This window comes from Dactylosporangium cerinum (genome assembly GCF_042653625.1).
In the GTDB taxonomy this organism is placed as follows: Bacteria; Actinomycetota; Actinomycetes; order Mycobacteriales; family Micromonosporaceae; genus Dactylosporangium; species Dactylosporangium cerinum.
Genome location: NZ_JBHSIU010000037.1, coordinates 203,534 through 220,742, shown reverse-complemented (window position 1 = coordinate 220,742; position 17,209 = coordinate 203,534). Strand labels below are relative to the sequence as shown.

11 protein-coding genes and 2 tRNA genes are annotated in these 17,209 nt (G+C 67.6%); 7 read left to right on the top strand and 6 right to left on the bottom strand.

Translation table 11 applies throughout. From position 1 onward, the window contains the following. Positions 1-232 precede the first annotated feature (232 nt). From ACFPIJ_RS27620 to ACFPIJ_RS27595, 6 genes are all read left to right on the top strand, one after another. A complete protein-coding gene (locus ACFPIJ_RS27620; protein ID WP_380118817.1) occupies positions 233-5,407 on the top strand; it encodes a caspase family protein in 5,175 nt (1,724 codons plus the stop codon). Positions 5,408-5,466: 59 nt separating this feature from the next. Further along, positions 5,467-6,411: a 2-hydroxyacid dehydrogenase gene (locus ACFPIJ_RS27615; protein WP_380118814.1), complete on the top strand. Its 945-nt coding sequence runs from the start codon at positions 5,467-5,469 to the stop codon at positions 6,409-6,411. A 19-nt stretch (positions 6,412-6,430) separates the two neighbouring features. Further along, the gene (locus ACFPIJ_RS27610; RefSeq protein WP_380118812.1) at positions 6,431-7,543 is read left to right on the top strand and encodes a pyridoxal phosphate-dependent aminotransferase; all 1,113 of its coding nucleotides are present in this window, start codon (positions 6,431-6,433) and stop codon (positions 7,541-7,543) included. Then, positions 7,540-8,661, top strand: a complete 1,122-nt coding sequence (locus tag ACFPIJ_RS27605; RefSeq protein WP_380118809.1) for an NAD(P)/FAD-dependent oxidoreductase — start codon at positions 7,540-7,542, stop codon at positions 8,659-8,661. Before ACFPIJ_RS27610 ends, ACFPIJ_RS27605 begins: the two co-directional genes overlap by 4 nt. 38 nt (positions 8,662-8,699) lie before the next feature. Then, positions 8,700-9,635 (top strand): methyltransferase, encoded by a 936-nt coding sequence (locus ACFPIJ_RS27600; RefSeq protein WP_380118806.1) that lies wholly within the window; start codon positions 8,700-8,702, stop codon positions 9,633-9,635. Positions 9,636-10,180: 545 nt separating this feature from the next. After that, positions 10,181-10,573: a hypothetical protein gene (locus ACFPIJ_RS27595; RefSeq protein WP_380118804.1), complete on the top strand. Its 393-nt coding sequence runs from the start codon at positions 10,181-10,183 to the stop codon at positions 10,571-10,573. A 1,026-nt stretch (positions 10,574-11,599) separates the two neighbouring features. On the opposite strand, the gene ACFPIJ_RS27590 is transcribed toward ACFPIJ_RS27595, so the two are convergent. The 4 genes from ACFPIJ_RS27590 to ACFPIJ_RS27575 all read right to left on the bottom strand — a co-directional run bounded on the left by ACFPIJ_RS27590 (position 11,600) and on the right by ACFPIJ_RS27575 (position 13,522). Further along, positions 11,600-11,908, bottom strand: a complete 309-nt coding sequence (locus tag ACFPIJ_RS27590) for a hypothetical protein (RefSeq protein ID WP_380118801.1) — start codon at positions 11,906-11,908, stop codon at positions 11,600-11,602. A 377-nt stretch (positions 11,909-12,285) separates the two neighbouring features. Next, a complete protein-coding gene (locus ACFPIJ_RS27585) occupies positions 12,286-12,762 on the bottom strand; it encodes a hypothetical protein (RefSeq protein ID WP_380118798.1) in 477 nt (158 codons plus the stop codon). A 521-nt stretch (positions 12,763-13,283) separates the two neighbouring features. Continuing rightward, positions 13,284-13,357, bottom strand: a tRNA-Ile gene (locus tag ACFPIJ_RS27580). 92 nt (positions 13,358-13,449) lie between these two features. Next, positions 13,450-13,522: transfer RNA gene (locus tag ACFPIJ_RS27575), tRNA-Asn, on the bottom strand. A gap of 227 nt (positions 13,523-13,749) precedes the next feature. Between ACFPIJ_RS27575 and ACFPIJ_RS27570 the strand changes: the two genes are divergently transcribed. Beyond that, positions 13,750-14,091, top strand: a complete 342-nt coding sequence (locus ACFPIJ_RS27570) for a hypothetical protein (protein WP_380118796.1) — start codon at positions 13,750-13,752, stop codon at positions 14,089-14,091. An 81-nt stretch (positions 14,092-14,172) separates the two neighbouring features. Here the strand turns inward: ACFPIJ_RS27570 and ACFPIJ_RS27565 are convergent, their stop codons facing one another. Together ACFPIJ_RS27565 and ACFPIJ_RS27560 are read right to left on the bottom strand one after the other, a co-directional pair. Next, the gene (locus ACFPIJ_RS27565) at positions 14,173-15,180 is read right to left on the bottom strand and encodes a sugar phosphate isomerase/epimerase family protein (protein WP_380118794.1); all 1,008 of its coding nucleotides are present in this window, start codon (positions 15,178-15,180) and stop codon (positions 14,173-14,175) included. Between the two features lie 357 nt (positions 15,181-15,537). After that, a complete protein-coding gene (locus ACFPIJ_RS27560; protein ID WP_380118792.1) occupies positions 15,538-17,085 on the bottom strand; it encodes a ThuA domain-containing protein in 1,548 nt (515 codons plus the stop codon). Positions 17,086-17,209: the final 124 nt, after the last annotated feature.

The window sequence follows — 17,209 nt, the reverse complement described above, 5'->3', positions numbered from 1 at the left end:
GCACCCAGGACGCCTCGGCCGTATCGCCCCAAATTGATCTACGCTTGGGCAAGTCAGCCGAACCGAACGTCGGATCTTCGTCGGTGGACGGGCCTTCGCGACGGTTGTAGTATGCGGACACCCGCCATAGGGAAGACGGAGAATTCGGGCAGGCATGGAGGGATCGAAGTGCCGGGAAACATCGATCTGCCCGCCACAACGTGATCCGTCACCACAACGTGAACGGGTGTCAATGAGTGACGGAGTTGCCGACACCGTGCGCCGCTTTCTACTCACCGGTGTTTACAGTCATTACCATTTTGAGCCAACATGGGACCGGCCCGAACTCGCCGATGACCTCACCACCATGGTTGCGCTGTTCACCGGCGAGTTCGGCTACACCCACGTGCCGCTACTCGGCCTCGACGCCACCTGGTTACAGACCAAGGACGCCCTGCGCGACTTCGCGACCAGCCCCGATCGTCGGCCCGATGACTACGTCGTGCTCTATCTTGCCGGCCACGGAGAGGTCATCCCCGTCGGCCAGACCGGCGTAGAGCACATCCTGCTGCCCTCCGACGCCACCGGCATCGACCTGCGTCGCCGCGCCGTTAAGAGCGCTGACCTGGCCGAATGGCTGCTCGCCGACACCGAGATCCGTCGCCTGCTGCTGATTGTCGACGCCTGCTACTCCGGCCACGGAGCCCTCGACTTTGCCTCTTCCGCCCTGGCTAGCCTCGGCCGCCCGCACCGCTTCGACGGCGAGGACTCCGGAGGTACCGGCGTCATTGTGATCACCGCGAGCCGGCCAGCCGAACGGGCCGTCGCCGGCGCGTTCACCGCTGGCTTTGCCCGCGCCGTGCGCCACCAAGCCACCGCCGGCCATGGCCCCGAGGATCTGAGCATCGACGCCGTGCTCAGCGTGCTGCGCGCCGACCCGGCTGTACCCGCCTCGCAGACGGCCACATGGTCGCTGTTGCTCGGCGAGGGCTCGATCCCGTACTTTCTGCCGAACCCGCGGCGCGAGGCGAGCCTCGTCCCCCTCGACCTTGCCGAGCAGGCACGGCAGTGGCAGGCTCGCCTCGTCGAGGAGCACAAACGCGCCGACGAGCTACGCACCAGATTCCTGCCCAAGTCAGCCGGCTTCCTTGGCCGAACCGCCGCGCTGACCCGCCTGACCAGCTGGCTGCGGGACCAGAGTCAGACAGACAGCGTCATGGTCACCGGCAACCCCGGTTCCGGCAAGACCGCTGTCCTCGGCCTCCTTGCCGCGCTCAGCGACGAGTCGCAGCGGCCTACCGTGTCCACCAGCGGCATCACCGGCGCCGACCTGCCCGACCCCGGCGCCATCGACGCCGCCGTCTACGCCGGCGGCCTCACCACCACCGCCGTGCTCACCGGCATTGCGGCCGCCGCGGGCATGCCGCAGCTCGACCCCGATCCGGCCGCCCTCGACGAGTACGTCGTACGGCTGCTCGCCGCCCTCGCCGAACGGCCGGGCCTACTTACCGTGCTGATCGACGCCCTCGACGAGGCCGACGATCCCACCCAACTCGTGGAGACCGTCATCCGGCCGCTCACCGGGCGCGGCATCGGAAAGGTGCGGTTCCTGCTGGCCACCCGCCGAGAGATCCTCGACCGGTTCGGCCGCAACTGGCAACGGCAGTACGGGCTCGTCGACCTCGACAGCCCCGACTACAGCGACCAAGGCAGCATCTCCGTGCTGATCCGGCGCACCCTGCTCGGCCAGGTTCAGACCGCCGGCGCCAGCGCCGAGGAGTCCCCATTCGCCACCGCCGAGCCCAACGTACTCGACGGGGTCGTTACTGCGGTCGCCGAGGTCGCACGATCGTCGTTCTTCGTCGCCACCATTGTGGCCGCCACCCAGGCCCGGCTCGCTCTCACCAACGGGCTGCCCGACCACCACGACCGCGCCTGGCTCGACAGCCTGCCCCGCCAGTCCGGTGAGGCCATGCGTGACGACCTGCGCACCCGGCTCGGTGACAGGTTCCGCGACGCCATGGAACTGCTTCTACCTCTTGCTTACGCGCGCGGCGTCGGCCTGCCTTGGGAGGATATCTGGGTGCTTCTGGCGAACGCACTGCACCACGGCCGGGCGTACACGAATGACGATCTTGCCTGGCTGCGCTATAGGGCAGGCTCGTACGTAGTCGAGGGCGGCGTCGTCGAGAGCCGGTCGCTGTACCGACTATTCCACCAGTCCCTCGCCGACTACATGCGTGGCGGGCGCGACCGCAACGCCGACGAGACCATCATCTTCAGAGCGCTGCGCGACCACGTGCCATCCCGCCCCGACGGTCGCCCCAACTGGCAGGCCGCCCATCCCTACCTGCGGCTGCACCTTGCCCAGCACGCCGAGACCGCCGGCCTCGCAGATGAGCTGACCACCGACCCCGGCTACCTCGCCGTCGCCGACCAGGCTCACCTGCTCGCCGCCCTCGACCATTCCGTCAGCGATGCCGCGCAGACCGTCGCCGCCGCATACCGACGAGCCGCCCCCGCCCTCCGCCGCTACCCGAAGAAGGACCACATCTCCTACCTCGGGCTTGCCGCACGATATGTCGGGGCAAAGGATCTCGCTGCTCACGCCGACGCCGAGGACCAAGACGGCTCCTGGTCGCCGCGTTGGGCCTCCTGGCGGCAGAACCGACACCATCAGCGCCTCGACGGCCATACCGGCTGGGTCAACGCCCTCGTCCCCGCCGGACCGCTGCTGGTGTCCGCCAGCGACGACGCCACAGTTCGGTTGTGGGACCTAACGCTGGGCACCGAGGCCCGCTCGCCGCTGCTCGGCCACGTCGGTGCAGTTAACATCGTTGTGGCCGCCGATGACGGGGGGCGGCAGGTACTCGTGTCCGCCGGCGACGACGCCACCATCCGTGTCTGGGACCCCGCCGACGGCACCGCCATAGGTAAACCCCTCACGGGCCATACTGCGTGGATCCGGGGCCTGGCCACCGCCGTTGTCCGACAGCGGCGCATCATCGTGTCGGCCGGTGACGATGGCACTCTGCGCCTATGGGACCTCGCGTCTGGTGAATCCCACGGCCAACCCATGGAAGGACACAGCGGTCCTATACGGACGGTGGGCGTGATCGACGTCGAAGGAACCCCCGTCGCCGTGTCCGCCGGCGACGACGCCACCCTGCGCCGCTGGAACCTCGCCACCGGCGTCGGAATCGGCGAACCCATGACCGGGCACACCGGACCCGCCTGGCCGGTCGCCGTCGCCTACTCCGATGGCGTGCCCCTAGCCGTTTCCGGCAGCTACGACACCACCTTGCGGGTCTGGGACCTGCGCTCCGGCACCGCCGTCGGCCAGCCGCTGGCTGGTCACACCGGCGCCGTATGGGCCGTCGCAATAGGCGAATTGCGCGGCCGCCCCGTCATTGTGTCCGGTGGGGCCGACGCTACCGTGAGGGTGTGGGACCTCGAATCCCACATACCGATCGGCGGCGCCCTGACTGGCCATGGTGACTGGGTCAACGCCGTCACCACCACTGAGGTCGACGGGCGGCCGGTGATTGTGTCTGGCAGCGCCGACAACTCGCTGCGCGTCTGGGAGCTGACGGACGAGTCTGGGCCAGCTGACCCATTCGTCGGCCACGCCGGCCCCATGCGCGCCCTCGCCGTCACACGGCTCGGCGACCAGCCCATCGTCGTCACGGGCAGCGACGACACCACCGTGCGCCTGTGGGACCAGCTGACCGGACGGCCCATAGGTGAGGCCCTGCTCGGCCACACCGACTGGGTACGGGTCGTCGCCGCCTCTTCATCCGTCATAGCCTCAGGCAGCGACGACGGCACCATACGACTTTGGGACGGCCATACTCGCGCACCCCTAGGACCGCCCCTAACCGGCCATCAAGGGTCAGTGTGGAGCGTCGTTCTCTGGAACGACGCTGGCCATATAGCTCTCGCCAGCGCGGGCGCCGATGCGACGGTGATCATTTGGGACGTTGCGGCCAGCATGCCGCGACACATTATGCGCGGTCACGTAGGCCCGGTGCGGTCAGTGTCTACCGTCATCCGTCAGGGCCGTCGCGTCGTCGTCTCGGCGGGCGACGACGGCCTCATACGGACGTGGGACAGCGCGACCGGGGAACCAGTCGGCGAGCCACTGGCCGGCCATGACGGGGTTGTTTGGAGCACCGCGACCGCCGTCGCCAATGGTGTGCCGGTCGTGGTCACCGGCGGGCAGGACGCCACCGTACGTACCTGGGATCTAGACAAAGGCGAATGCTTGACAATACGCACCCATCCCGACCAGGAGTGCATACGGTCGGTGGCTACTGCAGCTGCCGGCGGCCGCCTCTTCGCGCTCGCCGGCGGTGACGGCCGGTCGGTGACCGTCTGCGACGCCCTCGGCAGCGACGGAGAGGCCCTCACCATTCGGCACAGCGCCGCCGTCTGGTCAGTCGGTGCTGCCGAAGGCAGCACCGTCGCGGTCACTGTCGGACAGGACAACTCCGTGCGCACCTGGGACCTCACCAGCGGCGTACCAGTCGGCGACTCGTACGTCGGCCACGCCGGTCCGGTGTGGGCGGTCGCCGTCGGCCGCGACTCCGGCGGCCCCGTCGCGCTCACCGGTAGCGCCGACTCCACCATCCGTGTTTGGGAACGCTTCACCGGCTCACCGGCCGGAGAGCCGCTGCGTGGGCATGAAGGACCAGTACGGACCATCAGTGTGGTCACCGGCGACGGCCAGCAGACCGTAGTCTCTGGTGGCGACGCCGGCGACATCCGCTTCTGGAGCCTGACCGGAGAGACCCCGCCCAGCCGGCCACGCACGGGGCACAGCGGAGCCGTGCTGGCCAGCGCCCCAGTCACCGTCGCCGGCCGCCCCCACGTACTAACCGGCGGCACCGACGCTGTAGTGCGGCTCTGGCCCGTCACGGATCCGGTTGAATGCCGGGCGGTCCTAAGAGGACACAGCGGTTCCGTATATGCGATCACGAGCGGTACAGGTGGGGTGTTCTCCGGCGACGCCGACGGCACCATCCTCGCCTGGACCGGCCTCGACAGCGACCAGCCTCACGGGGAATCGCTGCTCGGTCACACCGCGGCTGTACGTGCCCTCGCCCTGGTGAGTGCGACCGCCCTGGCCTCGGTGTCCGACGACGGCACCCTGCGCCTTTGGAACCTGACAACTCGCGAGCCGACGGTGATCTTTTCCGATCCCGTCCGTCAGGTTCAGGGTCTCTGTGCTCTGCCGCCCCGCACCTTGGCCGAAGGCAGTCGGCTCGCGATTGCAGCCGGCGACCTCGTCACAGTCCTGAGCCCCGGAAACTGGAACACCACCCACGTCATCGATGCGGGAACGCGCGTCCTAGCCGTCGCCTCAGACGGTGAGGATGGCATTCTCATCACGACCGAACTTGGCGTCGCCGCCATCCAGCTCAGATAACTCCGACATCTTGTAATGCCCTCAATCCGCCCTCGACACCTAGGTTAGGATTCGCCGTCATGAACATTGTGGTTCTCGACAAGTTGCACTTTTCCGAAGAAAACCTGGAGCGCCTGCGCACCATTGGCAACGTCACTGTCCATGACGACCACCCCGACACGGAAACCGCGATCACGCGGCTCGCCGACGCTGACATCGCCATCATCGGCTGGACCACATTGCGCCGTTCCAATCTCGACCGACTGCCGCGCCTGAAGTACATTTCCCTCGCGCTCACCGGATTCGACATCATCGACGTGGAAGCCGCCCGCGAACGCGGCATCCTCGTCACCAACGTCCCCGAATACTCCCGCCAGAGCGTCGCCGAATACACGTTCGCTCTCGCACTGAGCGCGATCCGCCACCTGCGCGACCTTGATGCCCAGGTTCGCGCTGGCAACGCAATTAGTCCTGCCGAGAACCTGCTCGGGCACGAGTTGTACCGCAAGACCCTAGGAGTGCTTGGCGTAGGCAGCATCGGCAGCTGGGTTGCCCGTATTGGTCAGGGCTTCGGCATGCAGGTGATCGGCCACAGCCGCACCCACAAGGATGTACCCGGCGTCGAGAACGTAAGCCTGGACGACATCCTGCGCCGCAGTGACGTCCTCGTCCTGACGCTGAGCGTCAACCCGTCCAGCACCGGCCTGCTGACCCGGCAACGCCTCGCCCTGATGAAGCGTGGCGCGTCGCTCATCAATATCGCCAGCAATCAGTTAATCGACGAGCAGGCGGTCGCCGACATGCTCGATTCCGGCCATCTCGGCTCGGCCGCCTTCGAGGACATCACTCACTCCGGCTTCGACGAAGGCGCGGTCGGCAGCCAGAGTCCACTGCTGCACGCCAGGAACGTCGTGCTATCTCCGCAGGCTGGCTGGTTCACGGTGGAGGCCCACGACCGCCTCCTGGACCTGACCGTCGAGAACGTGGAGCTGTACGCCGCAGGCACGCCCCGAAATGTCGTCTGACAGCTCTCTCGATTCGGAGATGGTGTTTAACCGCTTGGCCGCCGGGCCAGGCGGTATCGACCTGGCCGGGGGCTACCCGCAGCTCGGTACGCCCCCGTTCCTGAGGGATCTCCTGTTCGATGAGTTCGTCCGACCGGGCGCCGCCGATGAGCCGTACGGGGTGTCGGCCCTGCGAGCGGCGATAGCCGACGACTTCGCCGTCCGTCAGGGCGTTCTCGTGGACCCCGTGGAGAACGTGACCGTGACCGGCAGTGCCTCGGAGGCGGTGACCGCGGCTGTGCTGACCCTCGCTCGCAGGGGCTCGGCGGTCGTGTTTTTCTCGCCGCACTTCCCGGTATATTCGATTGCGGTCGCGGCGGCCGGGGCGATACCGCTGTTCGCTGCAGTCGCCTTGGATGGAACTTTCGACGTCGACGGTTTCGGCGATTTGGTCGCGGCGGGCGACGTTTCCGCGGTGATACTGAATTCGCCACATAATCCGACCGGAGCGGTCCTGAGCGAAATCGAATGTGTTCGCCTCGTGGAAATGTGCGCTCGCCGGAGAATACCGGTGATATCCGACGAGGTATTCGCTCACCTCATACCTGGGATTTCCCCGGCTGCGGTCGTCGATCGGAACTATCCAGTCGTGGTCGTCTCTGATAGCGGCAAGAAATTTGACCTGCGCGGCTTCCGGCTCGGCTGGACGATAGCGGGAAAGGAATTAACCCGGCGCATCCGGATAATCCAGCAGATCATGACTTACCGGATTCCGGTACCCCTGCAGAAGACCGTGATCGCCGGGCTGCGCTGGGCCAGCGATCACCACTACGACGGGCTACGCATTACGCTCGCTGCCAACGCCAGCATCCTCGCCGACGCGATGCCGGGCGCCGCCCGTCCGTATCAGGGTGGGTGCTTTCTGCTCGCATCGGTACCCGGGCTGACCGGGACCGCGCTGTCCACCCGGCTGGCCCATCGCGCCGAGGTGCACACCCTGCCCGCCACCGCTTTCACCGAGGGACGCGGCCCTACCGCCCCGGACGACTTTGTCCGCCTGTCGCTTGCCAGAGAAACCTCGTTGATCCGGGAAGCGGCCGCTCGCCTGGCGGCCGTTTCCGGGGCCGGCCGTAGTGATCGGAGCAGCCCATGAATGCCCACACCCCACAGCAGAAGGTCGTTGTCGTCGGCGCCGGCATCGTCGGCCTCGCGACCGCCTTCCGCATCGCCGGCCAGGGCCATAAAGTGGTCTGCATCGACGACGGCAAGCCTGGTGTATCGTCCGACGCCGCCCTCGGTTACATCGCGCCCCCGTCGATCACCAGCGTACCGCCCGACGTCGTCCTCTTCGGCGCCCAGTCCTACCAGCGGTTCCTGCAGTTCCTCGGCGATCTGGAGACCGTCACCGGCGTTCGGCCATACGTCGCCGCCAACGGCTACATCCACGTCGCCACCACCGATCCTCAGGTCGAGGAAATCGACACCATCTGCCAATCGTGGGACACGGCCGGGCTGAACTACACGCGGATGAGTGGCGACGCCGCCCGCGTGCGCGAACCCATGCTTTCCTCGCACGTGCAGGCCGCCGTCATCCTCCGGGACGCCATGAACGTGAACCCGCAGGAACTGCGGGAGTTGCTGAGGGCCGCTCTCGAAGGACTCGGCGCCGAAGTGCGCACCGGCGAGACGGTGCAGAGCCTCGACGTCATCGGCGGCACCTGTACCGGGGTGCTCGTGGAGTCTGGGCGAATCGACGCAGACTGGGTGGTTGTCTCCGCCGGCTCCTGGAGCAACGCTGTTCTCGGCGGCCTACGCATCACCAACCTGATTCCGACCAAAGGCCAGGTCGTGGTCCTGCGCTCCAAGGGCGGCCTCGTCCTGCAGTACCCTGTCTCCACCAGCGACGAACTCGACATTATGCCCCGCCCCGGCGGGCAGCTGCTTATCGGCACCTCCAATGAAGACGCCGGCTTCGATACCACGACAACCGCGCATATACTGTCGGGCATACTCAACCGAGCCCTTGCTGTCGTGCCCGGCATAGGCGAGTATGAGTTCGTCCGCACCTACTCCGGCCTGCGGCCCTGCACAGCGAACCGGCGACCCGTCATCGGCCCCCACCCCGCCTGTCCGAACGTGATCGTCGCGACCGGACACTGCCAGAACGGTGTCCTGATGGCGCCACTGACCGCTGACTCGGTGGTGGACCTCGTCCACGGCCGCAGCGATGGTGCCGCACCGATAGCCATGATGCATCCTGCGCTGCCCTAAGCGTTACGACGTCGCCCGTCGATATAGGCTCACGGGTGATGTACCAGTTCCTTGCCGAGGTGGCGTGCCAGGAGGACGACTGTCACTCGGACCTCGCCCCGGCACCTGGGTATGCGGTGTGCGTAGGGTCAGGCGCCCACCGATACGTATGGGATCGACGGCTCGTGCTTACGGCGAAAAGTGACCAGGACGCGGAGTCGGTCAATCCGCCGTACGCGAACTACGACTACGCCCTGCGGTACGCGGGGTTGTGGGCGTTCTCGTACGCAACCCTCGTGAATCCAGAGTTCGCTGCGGAAGGGTGGCTGGTGGGGCGAGGCGAGAGCGAGACTTTCTACCGGACGGTCACCTCTATCGCCGTACAGTGCATGCGGGATGGACCTGTCGAGGCGATCTGGGACATCGGCTGCGGCGTCGGCCGCGTCGTGCACGAGATGGCGGGCAGCTTCCCGCAAGCCACGGTCGTTGGATTGGACAACTCGGCGGCGATGCTGGCAGTGGCGGCCCGCATCCTCGGCGGCGACCATGACTTCGCCTTCGACCTGACGGACGCCGGCTTCCCCGACGCCCGCCTGCGCCGCTCGCTGGTGCCGCGCCGCGACAATGTGCTGCTGGTCCAAGCCGACGTCGAGTCCCTCGCGCTGCGGCCGGACCGGCGCGGCGCCGACCTCGTGCTGCTCGTCAACGTTCTTGACCGTACGCCCAACCCGGACCGTCTTCTCGACATCGCAATGGCGGCGGTCCGGTCAGGCGGCAGCATCGTCGTGGCAGTCTCCGGCAGTTGGCTCAATGCGGACCTGTGGCGTCGATATCCCGACGCACTGCGGTTCTGCCTCGAAACACTCACTGCAGCCGGCTTCGAGCCGACGTTTATGCTGGAGAATCTGATCCTGCGTGAGCTGGTGAACAGGCGCGGCGCCACCGACGACTTCCCCGTCTCAATAATCGCCGCCCGCCGGAGCGCCCTTACCTAAGGTTCGGCTACTGCAGTCGGGCCAAACCGGCCAGGCGGACGCATTCCGCGGTGTGGATCACAGTGCCGGCCGGTCAAACCTGGCGGGCCAGTTCGCCGACTATTCGGACCAGATCGAGCCAAGCTCGCCCGGTGGCGCAGCCCGAAGCCCCTCAATGCCCACCAGCACCCGAGTGTCCGCCTCAGCCGGGCCGCCGCGCAGGCGATCGCCGAAATGGTCCGCTGGGTCAACCTGGCCACCGATGGTGCTCTCACCACCGACGACCGCATCGCGGTCACCACCCTGCTCGGCCGCATGCTCAGCAGCACCCGTAAGACCGCCGCCGTGATCGACGCAGCTGGCACGCTGGTCGTCCCCGCCGACTGCCCGCCGGTCATCTCCCGCACCGCGACCGGCCGCAAGGTGCTCCGCGACGCCATCGCCGCCCACCCTGACCGCTACCCCAGGGCTGACTGGACGGCAATCCTGTCTGTCCGGTCAGGACGGTGTCCGGATGCCCTGGCAGACCGGTTTTCCTGTCGGACCCCCCGAGCATCATGGCGACCATGTCGAAGATCAAGAGGTGCAAGTGCAAGCGCAAACGCGGGTGCCGGTGCGGCTGCCCCCCGGGCTGGGTATGGCTGACCATCGAGCTGGAGGATGACCTCCACGCACAGTGCACGAGGATCGCTGAGCGGGAGGGCGTCGCCTTGTCGACTTGGCTGTCGTATGCGGTCCAGTCGTACGTCACCCGCGAGCAGCGGCGGGAGACGGATGCAGCTGCACGCCTGGAGGCGGACGCGGCAGCACGGAGGGAGGCTGCCGCCGACGCCCGACTGATGCAGACGATCAATGAGATCCGGGGGGCGGTCCGCGAGATCAAAGCGGTGTTCGAGGCTGCCGGCTCACCGATAACCCCGCCAGCGGACGCAGGGGAGGACGCTCCGGGGCGACGGTGACGCCTGCCGGCGGCTCGCGGCTGCCGTGGGACGAGGCGGGTGTTGCGGAGGCTGTGGCACACGTCGGGACGACGTCCGAACTGGCGGCGAGGTTCCTGGAGTGCGCAGGAGCCACGCAGCCGGCGTCCGAAGCGTGTGGTGCACCTACTGGGCACTCTTAACGAAATCGAGCCACAGACGTTGTGACCTTTGCCGTCGACCGCGTCGCCCGACGGGTGGACTGTCGGCGCTCACGTAATTGGCCTACTGCCCGCTCGTCGTCCCCCATCTGCGAGGCGCGGCATTCGCCGGCAGTTCGCTCGTCGCGCCCGCGACGGTCGCGACGAGCGGGCAGAGAAAAGCAGCAGCGAGGAGGAGGTACGTAGGCGGGTAGGTCGGTCCACCAGTCGCGCTCATCGGTGGCTTGATAGCCGCCACGACACCCGCGATCGGCATGGGATACGACGAGCGGCGACCAGAGCAATTACGTGAGCGTCCACAGTGGGCCGTGGTCTGCGTAGACCACGGCCTTTCCGTGAGCGGTTACGGCTGGAGAGCGGATGCCCGCTGGCTAGAGGCCGATGGTTCCGTCTTTCGATGAGGATGAGCAGGCCGATGCCGATCAGGACGATCGGCATCAGGATGTGCCCCCATCTGCTGAGCGCCTTAGCGATCACTGGACGGGTGGCGCAGTACCGGCAGGCGGCGATCCCGGCGGCGCCCGGTATGAGGAAGACGACGACGTAGATGCTCATGCCGCCGGACGCCGAGCACCCAGCCCAGGACCGGCCGGCGGCCGGTCCTGGATCCGCCGTCCACGCCATTCAGGTAGCCCGTCCAGCCCGTGCCATGCGCCACCAGCAGCTCGGTGGCCCACGGGGTGGACAGCGGGGCTCCAGCGCAGTCACGCAGCCCGCCCCCGCAGCCGCGCGCCGAGCCCGACGCTCCACCCGGCCGGCGACCACGGCCCACCCAGCACCGCAACGTCACCCGCAAATGTTTCTGCGGTTCAGCAGCCAGGGACGGGCAGGTTGCGCGACTGCGGGTTCAGGTAGATGGCGCTGATGAACCGGTGGAGCTGTTGCGGGTGCCTTTCAGCCACCGGTCGGAGTCGACCCGGTGCGGGTTGGAGTCGTCCCCGGGGATATTCCGGTTCTCGTTCGTCATCAGGACGCCGGTGGTCCAGCACAGGGCGGTGAATGTGTCGCCGGACCACATGTCGGTACTGCCGATCTTGCAGCCGTTACTGGCGCATCGGGGCTGGGTGACCGTCGACAGGTAGGCCGGGGTCGAGTCCTCGCCGAGCCCGGTCGCGCCCTCCAGGTGCTTGTTCTGCACGGTGGCGGTGACGACCACCGGCGGCGGCTGGGTCGTGGGGGGGCGGAGGTGGCGGCGCCTTCGTGGTCGGCGCCGGGGGTACCGCTGCGGCCGCGATGGTGAAGTCGCGCTTGCCCTTGCGCAGCTTCAGCGCGTCGCGGACAGAGGCGTCGGCCCACAGCGCCAGGTCGAACAGCCCGACGACTGCCTTGACGATGCTGCCCGCTGCGGCGAGACCGGCCCGGCCGATCGCGAACGCGACATTGCGGCCCAGCAGCACGGAGCAGCCGATGTCGCCCCACGCGTTGTTGCGGTCCCGGCAGGCGACGTACTGGTCGCCGACGTCCCGCTCACAGAGAGGGTGGGCCGTGGTCTACGTAGACCACGGCCACCCGTTCGGGTGACGCGGGAGAAGGTCAATCCACAATGAACGGAGCAAAGCCGAGCGCCATCCCTTCCGCGAATCGTTCTTTGTATATGTCCACGTCCATGTCGGACGGCTTTGGGGCCGTACCGAGCACGAACACGACCCGTCCGGTCTCCCGGGCGACGTCGAGCCACGTGTCATTGACCGGCTGTAGAAGGCGCAAGTCATCTATGACGAGCGCGACCTGCTGGTCGTCGTGGGTATGGACAGTGACGGTGGACATCGGTGTGCGGCAAACCCGGCCCGGCTCCACGCCGAGTGTCTCGGCGATCACGCCCATCACTATCGCTGCGAGCGGGTAGTCGGTGGTCAGCATGAGGAACGCCTCGTCCTGACCTGACGGGGCCAATGCCACCCAGCCATTCGTCGTTAGGTCGCCAGGGCTGTTATAGAGGAGTGACCCATCCTGATCCTCCGGGCTGAGTTCGGGCAGACCCGTCGGGTGTGCTGCAGTGCCCAGGGCCATGTGCGTCCGTCTAGCATTCCCTCAGGGCAGGAAACGCCACCACCACAATGATCGTCGGTGATTGACCCCTCGGCTGGGTCACGAACGCCGAACCCCGCAACCAGCGCGACCGCACTGGCGCCACGGGTCGGCCCAGGACCGGGTGTGCCCGCTTCAGGAGGCCGGGACGTTGAGGGCGTGGCTCGGGAAGGCACGCAGGTGCCCAGGTGTCGCCCCAAAGGCCAGGCAGGTGCAGCGCTACGGGCAGCGCCAGCGTGGGGACTTTCCTCGCCCAACGGCCGATCGGTCCGACTTGTTGCGCTATGGCCGGTCCGGCCGATCCTCGGCCTTGCGCCGAAGCATGTACCCGATATGCCCCGATGCGCCGAGTCGAGCGACCCGACTGGAAGCCCCATCAGCTGGGGTACGGACCGGCACTTCCGGGTCGGCTGACCGGCCAAATGTGTCCAGCCTGTGTCCTGACCGTACGTAACATAGCTAGTTATGGATGCAGAACTTACGTTCTACCTGTTCAGCGCCTGTGGGGCGGGCGGGACTCGAACCCGCGACCGAGGGATTATGAGTCCCCTGCTCTAACCCGCTGAGCTACCGCCCCGAGCGTCGCAAGCTTACCGACCTGCGCAACCGGGACGCCGCCCGGAAAGGGGTCCGGGCGTTAAAATGGCCCCGGTAAGGGGCCGTTTGGAGCTCCCGCGATAGGACTCGAACCTATAACCTGCCGGTTAACAGCCGGCTGCTCTGCCAATTGAGCTACGCGGGATTGCAGCGCCCGGTGAATCAGGGCGACCGGGAAAGAGTACAGCACGGACCCGGGGGTCGCGCCAGCGGGTTGTGTTCCGGCGCGGCGGAGACCATCCATCGTGTGCCAGATCTCTGCAAACGGGTACATGATCGATGTGTCGCAACGACGATGGAGGGGTAACTCACCACGAGACGGCGCTGACACGTACTGATGACCGGGCGCCGATCAGAAGGAGGTTCGTCGCTATGCGCGGCAAGCTACTGTTCCTCGGCGGACTGGCCGCGGGCTTTGTGCTCGGTGCCCGGGCTGGTCGGGAGAAGTACGAAGAGCTCAAGACCACTGCCCTGAAGATCAAGGAGAGCCCGACGGTGCAAGAGGCCGCCGGGGTCGTCCAGGAGCAGGCGACGCGGCTCTACAGCGAGGGCAAGACCAAGGTGACCGACAAGCTGGCCAACAGCCGGTTCGCTGAGAGCGACCTCGGCCAGCGGCTGATCGGCAGCTCGGACACGACGCCCGCGATCGAGCGGGACGTGCTGGCGACGACGGGACCGTCGAAGACGACGCCCAGCGGCGGCACCAGCTTCTAGGCAACTCACGAAAGCAACTCACGAAAAGCAACTCACGAAAAAGGCCGGCCCCGCGAAGGGGCCGGCCTTTTCACAGAGCGATCACGACGAGGACGAGAACGCCGCGTCGAAGGCGGCCGCTGGGGCGTCGAACGCCAGGCGGCGCACGAAGGCCAGGGCCTCGGGCGCGCCGACGAGCCGGTCCATACCGGCGTCCTCCCACTCGATGGAGATCGGCCCGTTGTAGCCGATGGCGTTGAGGGCCCGGAAGCAGTCCTCCCACGGCACGTCGCCGTGGCCGGTGGAGACGAAGTCCCAGCCGCGGCGCATGTCGGCCCAGGGCAGGTGGGAGGCGAGCCGGCCGCGGCGGCCGTCGCCGGTGCGGACCTTCGCGTCCTTGCAGTCGACGTGGTAGATGCGGTCGGCGAAGTCGAAGATGAAGTTCACCGGGTCGAGCTCCTGCCACACGAAGTGCGACGGGTCCCAGTTGAGGCCGAACGCGGGCCGGTTGCCGATCGCCTCGAGGGTGCGCTTGGTGGTCCAGTAGTCGTACGCGATCTCGCTGGGGTGCACCTCGTGCGCGAAGCGGACGCCGACCTCGTCGAAGACGTCGAGGATCGGGTTCCACCGGTCGGCGAAGTCCTGGTAGCCGTCCTCGATCATCTGCGGCGGCACCGGCGGGAACATGGCCAGGGTGTGCCAGATCGAGGATCCCGTGAAGCCGATGACGACGTCGACGCCGAGCTTGCGGGCGGCCCGGGCGGTGTCCTTGATCTCGTCAGCGGCGCGCTGGCGCACGCCTTCCGGGGAACCGTCGCCCCAGATGCGGGCCGGCAGGATGCCCTGGTGGCGCTGGTCGATCGGGTGATCGCAGACGGCCTGGCCGACCAGGTGGTTGGAGATGGCGAAGACCTTCAGGTTGTGCTTGGCCAGGGTCTCCAGCTTCCGGTCCACGTAGGACTCGTCGGAGAGTGCCTTGTCGACCTCGAAGTGGTCGCCCCAGCAGGCGATCTCGAGGCCGTCGTAGCCCCATTCCGAGGCCAGCCGGCAGACCTCCTCGAAGGGCAGGTCGGCCCACTGGCCGGTGAAGAGCGTGATTGGACGCGCCATGAGCGTTCCTCCGATGTAACGGCGGTGATGAGGGCGCGAGGGAGAGGTGCAAACGGACCGGCGAGGACATGCAAAACGGCGCGGGTGGGTTGCGCCTCCCACCCGCACCTGTCCAAGGGCCGACCAGGTGCAGAAACCAGTCTAAGAACCAGTTCCCGCCGGTACAACTGCCAAAAAAGGCGACCCGTCCGCCCGGATCGCACCTGCCCTGTCACGGGGGGAGTCGGCGTCACCACCCGGGACGTTGTGCAGGTGCTGTGGTGCATCCGAGCGGACGGGGCCCGGACGGCGGGGCCGGTCGGCGTCGCGACCCCGCCACCCGTCTGTTCAGTCGTGGGCGGCGCCCACGACTGAAAACTAGGAGAACAACGTGAACTCGTCGACGTCGAAGAGCGATCCGCTACCGCCGCGGAACACCAGGTACAGGGTGGTCGATGCATTGGTCCCCAGGGCCACCGAGGCGGTCTGGAACGTTTCCCAGCTGCCGGTGTTGGCGACCGCGAGCGTGCCGAGCAGGGCGCCGGTCGCCGAGCCGGCCCGGAACTCGATCGTGCCGCCGGGACCCGCCGAGGACCACTTGACGCGGACGCCGGCGGCGGTGCTCAACGACAGGCCGGAGTACGCGGCCCAGTCGTTGTTGTCGATGAAGCCCGCGGTCTGGCCGCCGGTGGCGGGGCCGTGGGCGGCGACCTGCAGGCCGCTGTTCGACGACCACGCCTCACCCTGGCGGGTGGTCGAAGCCCGGGTCAGCGTGATCTGGTCCAGGTCGAACAACGAGCTGCCGGTGCCACGGAACACCAGATACAGCGTGGTGCTCGCCGAAGAGACAAGCGGCGTGAACACGTCGCGGAAGGTGTCCCAGCTACCGGTGTTGGCGACCGCGGCGGTGCCGAGCAGGGTGCCCGTGGTCGATCCGGCGCGGATCTCGACGGTGCCGCCGGCGCCGGCCGACGAGGTGCGCAGGGTGGCGCCGGTGACGTTGGACAGGTTCACGCCGTTGAACGCGATCCAGTCATTATTGTCGATGTATCCGGCGGTCTGGCCGCCGACGGCGGGCGTGTGGTTCGCGACCTGGACGCCGCCGGTGGAGGACCACGCCTCACCCTGGTAGACGCTGCCGGAGGGCACGACCGGCGCGGCGCAGTTGCCGTCGACGCGTTTCGCCGTGTACCGGATGGCGCCCAGCAGCAGGTTCCTGAAGTTCGTGTCGGCGTAGCTCTCCTCGGTGTGGCCGAAGCCGGTGTAGAAGGACCGCCCGTTGTCGATGGTCTTGCACCAGGTGATCGGGTGGTCGCCGCTCATCGTGCCACCCGAGTACGACGACTCGTTCAGCGATGCCAGGACGTGTGCCGTGGACCGCGGGTTGGTCTGGTAGTTGTACCACTCGTCGGTGCGGACCCAGGTGGCGCCGAGGTGGGCCGTGGCCGGGTGGGTGCGGTCCTCGACGTTCACGGTGGCCTGCTGGATCGCCGGGTGCGAGGAGAACCAGGCACCGACGAGCGTGCCGTAGAACGGCCAGCTGTACTCGGTGTCGGCCGCCGCGTGCACGCCGACGTACCCGCCACCGCCCCGGATCCAGGATTCGAAGGCGGTCTGCTGGGCATCGTTGAGCACGTCGCCGGTCGTCGACATGAACACCACCGTCTGGTACTGGGCCAGGTTGGCGGTGGTGAACGCGGCGGCGTCCTCGGTGGCGGTGACGGTGAAGTTGTTGGCGGCACCGAGCGACTGGACGGCCGCGATGCCGGTGGAGATCGACGAGTGGCGGAACCCGGCGGTCTTGGAGAAGACGAGAACCTTGTACGGGGCGTCGGCGGCGCTGGCGGGCACCGGGTTGAGTGTTGCTGCGGCGAGCAGGCCCGCCGTGGCGGCGGCGAACCATCTCCGGGCTGAGCTTCTGGGCATGACAGTTCCTTCACGATGGGCGTGAGCGCGCGCCGTCGCGCCGTCATGGTCTCGTGTGCAGTTGTGCAGTTGTGCCTGCCTGCCGGCGCGGCCCGCTCGCACGTGCCGCGCCGGCCTGGCAGAC